Raw genomic sequence first — 12070 nt, 5'->3', positions numbered from 1 at the left:
AAAAGGAAAGTATATCCATTATGCTGTGCTATAAAGTCAAGAGTTATTATTGGTAAAATGATTCTTTTTCTACAACGTAGTCAAGACCAGTTTATTTTTTTCTAACAAATAACGACACAATTCCTGCGGTAACAATACCAGCGCCAAGTGCTCCGAAGGCTGCTTGTATGCGATAACTATTAAAATTGAAAAAAGACTCAGCGCTTTCTTGAGTCATGATTTCGTTTTCTACAGTATTATTGATGGCATTTTGAAAATAATCGGGGCTTATATATTCATGTGTAATGTACTGCGAAAGTGGTGATAGCATAGCCACAATTACGCTAATTATAATACCAGAAACGAATCCTTGAACCCAAGTCATTTTGCCACTTAAATCTTTATTGCGTTTTTCTATAAGTGCAAAAACAAAAATTGCAATCGCAATGAGAGCGAAAAAATTGGTGTAGATAGGATGTTTATCAATGTGCACATCATGCCAACCCAATGCCTTTTCTAGCACCATCCAAAGTAGACCAGCAATTGTAAAAATGATGGCCCATTTAATCTCTGTTTTAAAATTTTTCATCTTATTGATTCTTCTATAAAGGTTTCTTATTTTTTGAACTTATTTAGGGCCTTTTTTGTGGCTTTAGACAGGGCTAATTTACCCGATTGCTCAGCTCTTTCCAATAGCAATGATTTCCAATGTTCTGTGCCTTCCCAGAGCACATTTTTCATAATGGATAGGGCATCAAGGTTATAAGAGGCTAGTTGTGAAGCATGATGTTCCAGTTCTTTATCCATTTCTAAAATGGTATCATAAATTTTGGAAAACATTCCTTTTTCTTTTGCCCAATACGCATTTTTCCACTCCGTTGGATTTAGTGCCATTTCGGCAAGTCCAGCTCTTCCAATTTTTCGTTCGACGGCCGGCGCAATTACCAATGGCGCAATACCAATAGAAATCTCTGAAAGTTTTATAGACGCATCAATGGTTGCGTAAACATAATCACAAGCTGATGCCAAACCAACACCACCGCCAACAGCTTTACCTTGAATACGACCAACGATAGGTTTTTTGCAAGTTCGCATGGCATTAATAACATTAGCGAATCCACTAAAAAAAGTTTTGCCTTCTTCTAAATTTGAAACAGCAACCAACTCATCAAACGAAGCACCTGCACAAAAAGCACGTTCTCCTTCTGATTTTAAAATAATTACAGAGACTTCATCATTAGCAGAGAGTATGTTGATTTCATTCACTAATCTTTCTAGAAGTTCTGAGGTAAAAGAATTACTGGCCTGATGTCCGAATTCTATTGTACCTACCTTATTTTGTATACTGGTATAAAGACTTCCATTAGGTCTATTAGTACCCATAAGTTATGTATTAGTTAGTTGTTGAAAGTTACTGGTTTTGTAAGAGTGGACGAAATTTTCGGCGAAACTTCCAAACCAATGTACCTCCTCTAATTGCCATCCAAACTACAAAAGCAATCCAAATTGAATAAAAACCCCAACCTAAATATTTACTTAAATATAGGGTGGGAATAAATCCAAGAAAAGTAGCCAAAAGTAGTATATTTCGCAGATATTTCATTTCTCCTAAACCCTTAAAAAGCCCATCAAAAACAAAGGCTACTGTATTCATTGGTAAGCTTAGAATCACAATAAAGAAAATACCGTAAAAGGTTTGCAATACAATTTCTTCATTAGAAAAAATACGGCCTAACGGAAAATAGAATAGGAAACCAAGGCATAACAGAATAAGACTCACAACCATTCCGTATGTCATGATTTTTTTCGCAAGAGACCAAAGTCCATCATAATCTTTTTCGCCTAATAATTTGCCGCCCATGCTATTACCAGCTGCACTATAACCATCAATAAAAAATGCTGAAAACAACCACAAATTTATTGCGATTGTGTGGGCTCCAATAAACCGGTCACCTAAGGCCGTTGCTTCTCTTACTGCTAAAATCATAGCCGTATTCAGCGCCAAAGCACGAACGAATAAATTAAGACTCATATATATGAGACGTTTTAACTCTTTATTCAGAGGAAAACGAAGCTTTAATTTGATATCGGTTTTAGCTCTTAGTAAAAAGAATACTAGAATAGCCATAACCCCTTGTGATATTAGACTTGCCCAAGCGGCTCCCTCTAGATACATAGCCGGGATTACTCCTTCAATGCCATAAACCATTATAAAATCTAGAATGATATTTAATAGTGCCCCAATAATGGCAATTAACATGGGATAATAAGTGTTTTGAAGTCCTCTGAAAATACCAAATACTGCAAAAGTGAATAAGGTTAAAGGAAAACCCCAAACCCGAATAGAATAGTATGAAACGCAATAGGTCAAAATCTTACCTGAGGCTTCAAATAATTTAAAAATATCTTCTACAATAAAAATAGTACTGGCTAAAATAATCAGACTTAGCATGATATTTAAAAATATGGCCTGCGCTGGTAAGTCTTCAACCTCTTTGATTTTACCTGCGCCTAAGTATTGTGAGATGATAGCTGAAATAGCACTTCTTGTTTGCCCCAATACCCAAATTAGCATAGATAAAAAAGAACCTACAATTCCGGCAGCAGCTAAAGATTCTAATCCGTCAACAGGAATATTGCCTACAATGGCTGTATCAGTAATGGATAAAATCGGCTCTGCTATACCTGAAATAGTTGCCGGTATAGCCAACCTATTGATATTCTTGAAAGTAATGGCCGTTTTGCTTATCATCGTGCTACAAAACTAACTCATAGCAAGGAAAGGGATGTTTACTTTGTTTAGGAAAGAAAATATTTTCTAGTTTTTGATATCCTCTTTTTTCGTAGAATTTTTGGTTACGCTTATTTTGTGAAAAAGTGTCTAAACGGATAGAGCTAACATTATTTTCTCTCGCATAGTTTTCCGCAAAATTCATAAGTTGCTGTGCATTACCTTGTCCTTGATACTCCGGGTGTACGCCTAAGCGATGAATATAGATGTTATTGTCATTTGGAGTCAGCCATTTTACAGGCTTATATTCTTCATCCATTAAAGTAGAAATAACAATGGTTCCAATCAAACGATTATCTTTTAAGAGAACAAAAAGTTCTTTACGCTTAATATCATTATTAAATATTTCTCTGGAAGGGTAATCCTGGGTCCATTGATAAATGCCTTGGCTTTCCATAAACTGGGTGCATGCTTTGGTCATTAAAAGAATATCAGTTATTTCAGATAACTTTGCACGTCGTATCATGATTTGATTTCGATTAAATTGTAAATTTAGAGTATAATACTAATAACCAGACCATGAATAATATTTTGGTACCCTTAGGCACTTCGCCTGATGCGCATGAAACTTTAAAATATGCGATTGATTTTGCTGCTGATTTTGGAGCAAATGTTTTCATAATGGATGTTTATCAAGTTGCTATAGGTGCAGGAAGCTTAGGTAAAGTTGAAGAAAAAGTTGAAGCGACCCACCGTGAAAACATTAAAGCATTAGTTGCTGAGATGGATACAAAAAGTGTTGATGTTAAGATCGCATCGTATAACGGTGATATCATTGATGGTTTGAAAGAAATCACGAAAGAATTAGATATTAACTTAATCATAATTGCTCCAAGAAGTAATGATATTAATGAAGAGTTGTATTTAGGAAACACTTCTGGGCGTATCGTAAAGCAAACTAATATCCCAACATTGGTGGTGCCCAAAGGAACAGGCTATCTGCCAATTAAAAGTATATTGGTTGCTTTCAAATCAGGTATTCTTAAACGTAGCAAGGTTTTATATCCATTGATTAGTATTATGCGCAAACATAAGGCAGGTGTCAATCTTTTATTAATCAAAACCCCTGGTTATACCGAAGATGATTTAAAGATTAATACCGCTTTGTTAGATGTAAGTAAAAATCTGATTATTTCTGAAAATCCTACGACTTATCACGGCGTTCTAGAACATTTTCAAGCAAAGAACCCAGACATGCTATGTGTATTTAGAAGAAAAAGAGGTTTCTTCAAAAAGTTATGGGAGAAAAGTACGGTGCTTAAATCAGAATTTCACGCTACTGTTCCGGTATTAATTCTTAGTGTTAAAAAAGACTAACATAAAAACCTATTTTGAAACCAAATTAAAATGTGTTTCCTTTGTCAACCACGGGGGATTAGCTCAGCTGGCTAGAGCGCTTGCCTGGCAGGCAAGAGGTCACCGGTTCGACTCCGGTATTCTCCACTCAGTAAATACAGGCCTTCACAAATGTGGGGGCTTTTTCAGTTTATGTTAATGCACGGTTTGTGCACACTTTTGAAATATTCTTTGAAATCAAGTAAAATTTAACATTTAGAGCGTGAAATTAGTGCAAAATTTTTCAAGAAAGTACTCCTTTCCTATAAGTAGTTACCCTCAATATTTATGAATTAAAGAATGCTTTCTCTAAAATATAAAATTACCATCTCCTTGTTTGTTAGTATTAGGGGAATAGCTTGCTGCTTAAACTAACTATCCAACCACCTGCTTCTCTTTCACAAAAGGCTGCTCATAGTGTCGTTGACCTGTGGCTTTATATAATGCATTGCCAACCGCCCCAAAAATAGGAGGGAATGGCGGTTCACCCATGCCCGTAGGTTCAATTTCGTTTTGCACAAAATGCACATCGATTTCCTTCGGTGCTTCACTCGCACGTATCATGCGATAAGTATGAAAATTATTTTTTGTGGGTACGCCATTTTCAAAGGTCAGTTCACCGAAAAGTGCGTTTCCGATACCATCTATAATGGCACCTTCTGCCATATTTTTGGCAGCATCCGGGTTGACCACAATGCCACAGTCGATAGCACAACATACTTTTTCTACGACAGGCTTCCCGTTTTCCATCGTCAAATCTAATATATGGGCCGCATAAGAGTTGTGACAAAAATAAGCTGACACCCCTCTGTTGACGCTCGCATCGTTTTCTTTCCAGGCTGATTTTTCCCGAACCAGTTCTAAAACTCCCGCGTAGCGCTCAGCATCATAATCATTCTGTTCCCCAACAGGATTATCCTTGGCACGTTTGAGCAAGTCCAACCGAAATTGAATGGGGTCTTTGCCTAGGGTCTCCGCAATCTCATCCAAAAATGCTTGTTCGGCACCCGCCATAAAATTGGAGCGTGGCGCCCGGAATGCCCCTATAGTGATATTCGAATCTATCGACCACTCTTCGGCCATGTAATTGTCCAAGGCCCCTGCCGGAAAACGATTCGCAAACAACGGACTTTCGGGAACTCCCCCCGCCTTTACATGCAAGGCCGTCAAATTATTATCCGCATCAAAAGCGGCACGATAGGTCGCTTGATAGGTAGGACGGTAAATGCCGTTGGTCATATCATCTTCACGGGTATAGACTAATTTTACGGGCGCATTTACTTTTTGGGAAATCAAGGCCGCTTCCAATACATAATGCCCATAAGCTTTACGGCCAAATCCACCTCCCATACGGGGGATGTCCATCTCAATATTCTCTTCGGGAATTCCGAGACTACTGCTAATTGAAGGTACCACCGATGAGGGAATTTGCATGGGCCCTGCAAGTTTCACTTTGTCTCCCTGTACATGGGCAAAAGCGTTTAAGGGTTCCATGGTGTTGTGTGCCAAAAAAGGCGCGGAATAACTTCGTTCCAAGACTTTAGCAGCCTCTTGAAACGCTTTTTCCGGATTACCGTCTTTCCGGGTGATTTTACCTGGTTTGGAGGCCAGTTCCGCCATTTGTATTTTGTGGCTAATAGTAGATTCCAATCCCGCTGGGATGTTTTTGGTTTGATCGCCTCTGAATCCCTTTATGGTTTCGGTAGATGCTACTATCGGCTTCCAGTCAATTTTTAGTTCCTTTTTGGCCTGCATCACTTCCCAAGTGGAGTTACCCACTATGGCCACCAATTCGGGAAAAGCATTGGTATCAAAACCCGCTTTTTGAAAGTCGTCTTTATAGCTTTTTATTGTGACTACATCTTTGATACCCGGCATAGCTTTAGCGGCATCTCCATCTACAGATGCTAAGGTCATACCAAAGGCCGGAGGATGCACAATCATGGCAATCAACATGTCTTCTTTTTGATAATCCATTCCAAACATTGGCTTGCCCATTACAATATCTTTGGCATCTACATTTTTACGAGAAGTACCGATAATTTTAAAATCCTTGACTTCTTTCAGCGTTACTTCTTCAGGTACTTCTAAGGTTGCTGCCAACGCCGCCATTTCACCATAACCTGCTGATTTTTCTGAGGCGGCATGGCTCAATACTCCGGACTCCGTAGTAATCTCTTCAAGCGGTACCTTCCAAGTTTGAGCTGCTGCTTCGCGAAGCATATGTTTGGCCGTTGCGCCAGCGGTTCGCAGAGATTCCCATCGTCTGCGAATGCCTTGACTGCCACCTGTAAACTGGAATCCGAAATTTTCTTTGTGATAGGGGGCTTGGTCGACAAGGACGCTTTCCCAATCCACATCCAATTCCTCAGCGACCAACATCGGCATGGAAGTTCTGATGTTCTGACCGAATTCTGGGTTTGGGGTGTACACCGTTACCAAACCATTGTCACCAATCTTTAAGTAGCTATTGATTTCAAACCACTCCTTTGGCATTTGCATGACCTGTTCAACCGTCTTGTCTTTACAAGAGGCCAACAGATTAAATCCTAATATCATTCCACCACTGGCAAGACTCGTGTTCTTGATAAAGGCACGTCTTCCGAATTTTGTTTTTATAGCTGTCATTGGATTTCTCTTTTTTGGATTAAACCACGGATTCCGAAGCTATTTTCACAGCTTTCTTAATTCGCGTATAGGTACCACATCGGCAGATGTTGCCATTCATTGCCGAATCAATTTCAGCATCTGATGGACTAGGGTTTCTTTTCAACAAAGCCGAAGCGGTCATAATCTGACCCGCTTGGCAGTAGCCGCATTGCGGAACATCGACTTCCATCCAAGCTTGTTGCACAGGATGGTCTCCGTTTTCTGAAAGTCCCTCAATAGTTGTAATTTCTTGGTCACCCACCGCCGAAACGGTTAGCTGACAAGAGCGCACGGCATTGTCACCTAGATGCACCGTACAAGCCCCGCATTGAGCTATACCACAGCCGTATTTTGTTCCGAGCAATTTGACATGGTCGCGTAGCACCCAAAGCATGGGTGTTGATGGGTCAAGATCAACTTCTTTGGTTTCTCCGTTGATGTTTAGAGTATATTTTGCCATGATGAAATGATTTCTTTGAAGTTACAAATTAATGCTCAATTGAATGGGTATCGCGAACCTTGCTGAAGGTTAAGTCCAGCAGTTTCCAATCGCCCCCTTCTTTTTTATAGATTTCTGTTACGGTAAATTCATTCGAAACATCATCACCTCGTACATGGGCGACGAGGGTTATTCTGTTCCAAAGAATTGCGGTGTCATCTCCAAAAACTTCGACAGCAACGTCGTGTACATCGGCATTTTTATACCAAATACTACCACTTTCGATAATTTCGAGTTCACGGGCTTTTTTCCAAGAGCCACTCATATGCACAAATTTGGATTGGTCATGAAATAGGGTGGCTAGTTTATCCACATCTTTATCGGCCATCCATTGCCATTTGGTTTTGGAAAGCTCCTTGATTTCTTCTTCAATGGTGGCATCTTGGGCGAATGATGGCGAACAAATGGCAATTAAAAAGAGTCCGATTAGTAAGGTTCTCATAGCATATTATTTTAAAATTGTAATCGATTTGGTCAAAAGTACAATCCGTTGAAAACAAATGACTTACCTAAATAACGGATATGCATACCACTATTACTGTTATTCGATAGGTAATTGGAGTATCTGGAAATCAATAGCTTATCTTTAACTTTAATTTAATTGGAGCATGGAAAATGTATATCGTATCGATTCCGTAAGTGATTACCTCAAATTACGAGACAAGGAAGTCTTGCACCCCTTGGTCGGTTTGGTCGATTTTAAAACTGTGGATGTAAAAGCGAAGACGGCTCCAAGCCATGACGCACTACTTTTTAATTGCTACGCGATTTTCTTAAAGGACGCTAAGGGATGTAAATTAAAATATGGAGGTAAAGATTATGACTATGATGAGGGCACTTTGGTTTTTGTTGGCCCGAACCAAAAGATTGGATTGACCAAAAACAACCCCAATTTTGTTCCGAAGGGATATGCACTGTTATTTCACCCAGATATATTGGCAGGCACTGATTTGGAAAGAAAAATCCGTACTTATAATTACTTCGCCTATTCGGTAAAAGAGGCCTTGCACATTTCAGCAAAAGAACGCAAAGTAATTGTGAGTTTGTTGGATAAAATACAGTTTGAGTTGGAGCAGACCATAGATAAGCACAGTAAGAAATTAATAGTCGCCAATATTGAACTCTTTTTGGATTATTGTATGCGTTTCTATGACCGACAGTTTCTTACTAGGGAAACCGCCCACCAAAGTTCCATGGAAAAATTCGATATTCTATTGAACGATTATTTTACTTCGGAAAAGCCACAAAAACAAGGCTTGCCTTCAGTAAGCTATTTTGCCGACCAATTGCATTTGTCTTCCAATTATTTTGGGGACTTGATTAAAAAGGAAACTGGAAAATCAGCCCAAGAATACATTCAGAACAAACTTATCACTGTTGCCAAAGAACGCGTTTTCGAACCTAACAAATCGGTGAGTGAAATTGCCTATGAATTAGGTTTTAAGTATCCACAGCATTTTAGTCGACTGTTCAAACGCCAAGTCGGGTATTCGCCAAGTGAGTTTCGAATGCTGAATTGAGTTCTGAATTTAAGAGTTTCATCTACTTCCGATACAAGCGTCTTTTGAGATTTTACTGGTTAAAAAAAGTATGAGTTCCACAGAACGGCAGATTTACGATGCTAGCGAAGAATTTTGATACAAAGCCAAAGCTTTGATTTTACTGCTATTTCGCCTATTTTTTATATTCATTTTCGGCACCCGTCTTATATTCATTTATTCCGTTAATAAACTCACTTGCTTTTTGTAAAATAAGTTCCGAAACTTCTTTATGTGGTGTATGCTTAACACTTGGGATAACTAATTGATTTGATTTTCCGTTGATTTGTGTTATGATATTTTCTACTTGTTTTAATGTTCCGTATTCATCTTCTTCGCCTTGTATTATTAGAATATGACATTTGATTTTCGGTAAAAACCCTTCAATATTCCAATTTCTAAATTGGTCTGATGTCCAAGTAGAAGCCCAAGCCCAAAACATTTCGTCTGTCTTGTTTCCGTGATATTTATCCAATTTGGTTTTTAAGTCAGTCGTTTTATAAAGCTTTATGGCTTCTTCAATTCCTTTAATGGTAATGTCCTCTACAAATATGTGCGCTCCTTCGGTAATTATTCCTTGTATTTTGTCGGGATACTTTCCTGCTGCTATCAATGCTATTGAGCCACCATCACTATGTCCAAAAAGAATTGCCTTGTCGATTTGCCAAAAGCTTAACAATTCATTGAGCAAATCCGCCTCTTGCTCCATATAATAGTTATCTCTTTTGGAATATGAAAATGGACAAGATTTGCCATATCCTTGTCGGTCGTAAACTAGTATGTTGCATTTGGTGAGCTCGCCAATTTTTTCAGGAAAATCCCGCCATAATTTTATGCATCCCAAAGAGTCGTGCAAGAAAATAATTGTCGGTCTATCGGGAAATCCGTCAGTTCGCTTAATTGCGATTTCTTCTAATTTAATTTTTATTTCTTTCTGCAATTTAGTGTCGTTTTTTAAATAGGTAGGAACAATAGTGTATAGTAACAAGTTGTTATGTTCCTAATATATAAATATTCTAGTGTTTATAGGCCATTGCGAAGATCAGTCAGAATAATATACATTTGGAAGGATGAAGCAATATCGTTCTTAAGAAAATTCAAACAAAATAATCGATCATATAAAACTGCCGTTTTAAGATACCTTTTTACAAGTTTGTCCTGAATCATCAAAGAGTGTCCCATTTTTGGTCTTTTTTAGTATTCTCGTTAATTAGCCTTTTAACATACAACTTTTTCCTTCATATTTTTTCTCTAAAAGCGGCACCTAATGTTTAAGAAGTTTGGAGAAGCAAGAGGATAACCTGCTAGCGCAGGTTATATTTTATAATTCTTTGTTATTCAGCTATTTAACAATGTCAAAAAACTACCAAGTCTTGGTTTTTTAGTAAAAACGGTCTTAACGCACTGAAAATCAATTAATTTTTTAGTAAAAAACAGAATTAACGGCAGCTTCTTTTAGAATTTATTCATGAAAATTTTTTGCTATAGAGCAGCAATTCAAGATGTATCATTGTCATGACAATCTTGCTTTGCTCCCGATGGTTGCAAAAGAAAAAAGTTGATTAAAACATCAAAAGTAGGAGCGCCCTATTTCAATTTTATTTACGTTTATCTTCCCGAACACTATAAAATCGAAAAAGGATCCATTCGCTAAGTATTCAGGTAAGAAATGGGACAAATATATTGTTGCAAAAAGATAGCTTCCTTGTAAACGGAAATAAAGCGAGCGAAACCTTGTTTCGTACTGCAAGCCCAAATCTTACTAAAACTAATACTACTGAGCGAGGTATTGAAACTAGGCAACTATTAATTCATTTGCATCATCTAAAGTAGCATTGTCGAAACGTTTCAAGTAAATTTCTGTAGTCTTAAGTGAACTGTGTCCGAGCCCTTCGCTTATAATGGCAGTGGAGATTCCCATATGTTTTGCTATAGTAGCCCATGAATGACGAATGGAATAAGTAGTAAAATGTTCTTTTATACCTGCATCTTGAGCAATTTGTTTCAATCTTTGGTTTACTCTTCTTCTGATGGTTTTATATTTTTCGTGATGTAAAGTACTTCCATCATAGTTTGATGGAAATAAGAAACCATCATTATATTCTTGTTTTAAGTAGTAGCTTAGAATTTGCTTCAATTCATGAGTAAGTTTTACCGATAAAGGGTCGCCTGTTTTACTTCTGCCATAAAACAATCTGTCTTGGTTGATATTCGACTTTTTGAGCTTTACTAAATCGATAAGGTTCATGCCCCTACAATTGAACATAATTAAAGCATAATTTTTGGTATGCCATAACGCAGAACCTTCAGGATAATGTACAGTCCTAATTTTCAAGAAGGTTTCTTTTGGGATAGCTCTTTTCTTGGTAGGATTTGAAGAAGGTATTTTATAGCGTTTAAAAGGATTCTTTAGCACATCTATTTTATCTTCATAGAGTGCAGCATTGAATAAAGCTCTTAATGCTCTAATATGTGAATTGATACCATTGGGTTTTAGCCCTTTACTTTCTTTATAAATCTCAAAGTCTTTTAATATACTAACACTTAATTGGTCTAAGGGGAAGTCTTTATTATTATTGAACTTTATAAAATCTTTTATTGCATAGTGATACCATTCCGCCGAACCTGGTTTGTTCAGTTTTCTTTTACGCTCAATAATTACTTTGCCCCAATCCGATAACATTAAACCGTTGGACATTTTACTTTTGAGCTGTGGACTGATTTTATCTTGCCACCTGGTTTTGATTTCATTTATTAAAACATCAATACCCATATATTGAATTCCGTCTCCCAATTCATGAATAAGACTTTTAGCATCATGAAGTTTATTGTATAGTATTCGATTAATATTATCACAATCTAAAGTTTTATTTATGGCGGCTGATTTTTTTAAACTTTGATTCTTGTCGTTCCAACCAATTTTGGAAGTATGATATGGTAAACGAATCATTCTAGGTTTGATATGATAGACTCGTAATGCAATCGGAAATAGTTCCGAATTGGAACTTTTCGATGACTTTCGAGTGTCTAAAATGAGCCTAACTTTTGCCAATTATGATGCTTTATTAACATCAAGTTAGGAATAAAAATGCACAGTTTGTGCACACTTTTTGTTGAAATCAGATGATATTGAATGATTTCAAATTTTATGAAAATGGGTGTAACACTCTGAAAAACAGATAAATAAAATGATTTTTAGATTTTAGAAGAATGCTAATTCGGAAACTGGCAGGCAAGAGGTCACCGGTTCGACTCCGGTATTCTCCACTCAGTAAATAC

Annotated in this window: 11 protein-coding genes and 1 tRNA gene; 3 read left to right on the top strand and 9 right to left on the bottom strand. The window is 37.5% G+C overall.

The window, feature by feature from the left end; genetic code table 11:
• Window positions 1-91: 91 nt before the first annotated feature.
• From RM542_RS01935 to RM542_RS01920, 4 genes are read right to left on the bottom strand one after another with little or no spacing between them, the layout of a single operon-like run.
• Window positions 92-568 (bottom strand): DUF4199 domain-containing protein, encoded by a 477-nt coding sequence (locus RM542_RS01935; RefSeq protein WP_311384021.1) that lies wholly within the window; start codon window positions 566-568, stop codon window positions 92-94.
• A 26-nt stretch (window positions 569-594) separates the two neighbouring features.
• Entirely contained in the window at window positions 595-1362 is a 768-nt protein-coding gene (locus RM542_RS01930) for an enoyl-CoA hydratase/isomerase family protein (RefSeq protein WP_311384020.1), read from the bottom strand.
• Window positions 1363-1390: 28 nt separating this feature from the next.
• Window positions 1391-2731, bottom strand: coding sequence for an MATE family efflux transporter (locus tag RM542_RS01925; protein WP_311384019.1), 1341 nt, complete (start codon window positions 2729-2731; stop codon window positions 1391-1393).
• Window positions 2732-2735: 4 nt separating this feature from the next.
• Complete coding sequence (locus RM542_RS01920) at window positions 2736-3236, bottom strand: GNAT family N-acetyltransferase (protein ID WP_311384018.1); 501 nt, start codon at window positions 3234-3236, stop codon at window positions 2736-2738.
• A 53-nt stretch (window positions 3237-3289) separates the two neighbouring features.
• Here RM542_RS01920 and RM542_RS01915 point away from each other — a divergent pair, with 53 nt between their 5' ends.
• The gene (locus RM542_RS01915) at window positions 3290-4087 is read left to right on the top strand and encodes a universal stress protein (RefSeq protein ID WP_311384017.1); all 798 of its coding nucleotides are present in this window, start codon (window positions 3290-3292) and stop codon (window positions 4085-4087) included.
• Window positions 4088-4139: 52 nt separating this feature from the next.
• Window positions 4140-4213: transfer RNA gene (locus tag RM542_RS01910), tRNA-Ala, on the top strand.
• Between the two features lie 267 nt (window positions 4214-4480).
• Here RM542_RS01910 and RM542_RS01905 read toward each other — a convergent pair.
• Genes RM542_RS01905 through RM542_RS01895 form a run of 3 tightly spaced genes read right to left on the bottom strand, consistent with a single transcriptional unit; the run spans window position 4481 to window position 7695 of the window.
• Window positions 4481-6733 (bottom strand): molybdopterin cofactor-binding domain-containing protein, encoded by a 2253-nt coding sequence (locus RM542_RS01905; RefSeq protein WP_311384016.1) that lies wholly within the window; start codon window positions 6731-6733, stop codon window positions 4481-4483.
• Between the two features lie 19 nt (window positions 6734-6752).
• Entirely contained in the window at window positions 6753-7214 is a 462-nt protein-coding gene (locus RM542_RS01900) for a 2Fe-2S iron-sulfur cluster-binding protein (RefSeq protein WP_311384015.1), read from the bottom strand.
• A gap of 28 nt (window positions 7215-7242) precedes the next feature.
• Window positions 7243-7695: a nuclear transport factor 2 family protein gene (locus tag RM542_RS01895; RefSeq protein WP_311384014.1), complete on the bottom strand. Its 453-nt coding sequence runs from the start codon at window positions 7693-7695 to the stop codon at window positions 7243-7245.
• A 166-nt stretch (window positions 7696-7861) separates the two neighbouring features.
• Between RM542_RS01895 and RM542_RS01890 the strand changes: the two genes are divergently transcribed.
• Complete coding sequence (locus tag RM542_RS01890; protein ID WP_311384013.1) at window positions 7862-8773, top strand: helix-turn-helix transcriptional regulator; 912 nt, start codon at window positions 7862-7864, stop codon at window positions 8771-8773.
• A gap of 154 nt (window positions 8774-8927) precedes the next feature.
• Here RM542_RS01890 and RM542_RS01885 read toward each other — a convergent pair whose 3' ends face one another.
• Entirely contained in the window at window positions 8928-9731 is an 804-nt protein-coding gene (locus tag RM542_RS01885) for an alpha/beta hydrolase (protein ID WP_311384012.1), read from the bottom strand.
• 855 nt (window positions 9732-10586) lie between these two features.
• On the bottom strand, window positions 10587-11843 hold the full coding sequence (locus tag RM542_RS01880; protein ID WP_311384011.1) for a site-specific integrase: 1257 nt from the start codon (window positions 11841-11843) through the stop codon (window positions 10587-10589).
• Between the last annotated feature and the right edge of the window lie 227 nt (window positions 11844-12070).

The organism is Croceitalea sp. P059 (genome assembly GCF_031846365.1).
GTDB lineage: Bacteria > Bacteroidota > Bacteroidia > Flavobacteriales > Flavobacteriaceae > Croceitalea > Croceitalea vernalis.
Note: the sequence above shows the minus strand (reverse complement) of the source record. Positions and strands in the feature narration are given on the sequence as shown.

What these genes read in the sequence shown, in the direction of transcription:
- RM542_RS01900 (WP_311384015.1), bottom strand. Translation starts at nt 7,214, where the DNA reads ATGGCAAAATATACTCTAAACATCAACGGAGAAACCAAAGAAGTTGAT.
- RM542_RS01915 (WP_311384017.1), top strand. Translation starts at nt 3,290, where the DNA reads ATGAATAATATTTTGGTACCCTTAGGCACTTCGCCTGATGCGCATGAA.
- RM542_RS01925 (WP_311384019.1), bottom strand. Translation starts at nt 2,731, where the DNA reads ATGATAAGCAAAACGGCCATTACTTTCAAGAATATCAATAGGTTGGCT.
- RM542_RS01920 (WP_311384018.1), bottom strand. Translation starts at nt 3,236, where the DNA reads ATGATACGACGTGCAAAGTTATCTGAAATAACTGATATTCTTTTAATG.
- RM542_RS01895 (WP_311384014.1), bottom strand. Translation starts at nt 7,695, where the DNA reads ATGAGAACCTTACTAATCGGACTCTTTTTAATTGCCATTTGTTCGCCA.
- RM542_RS01935 (WP_311384021.1), bottom strand. Translation starts at nt 568, where the DNA reads ATGAAAAATTTTAAAACAGAGATTAAATGGGCCATCATTTTTACAATT.
- RM542_RS01905 (WP_311384016.1), bottom strand. Translation starts at nt 6,733, where the DNA reads ATGACAGCTATAAAAACAAAATTCGGAAGACGTGCCTTTATCAAGAAC.
- RM542_RS01930 (WP_311384020.1), bottom strand. Translation starts at nt 1,362, where the DNA reads ATGGGTACTAATAGACCTAATGGAAGTCTTTATACCAGTATACAAAAT.
- RM542_RS01890 (WP_311384013.1), top strand. Translation starts at nt 7,862, where the DNA reads ATGGAAAATGTATATCGTATCGATTCCGTAAGTGATTACCTCAAATTA.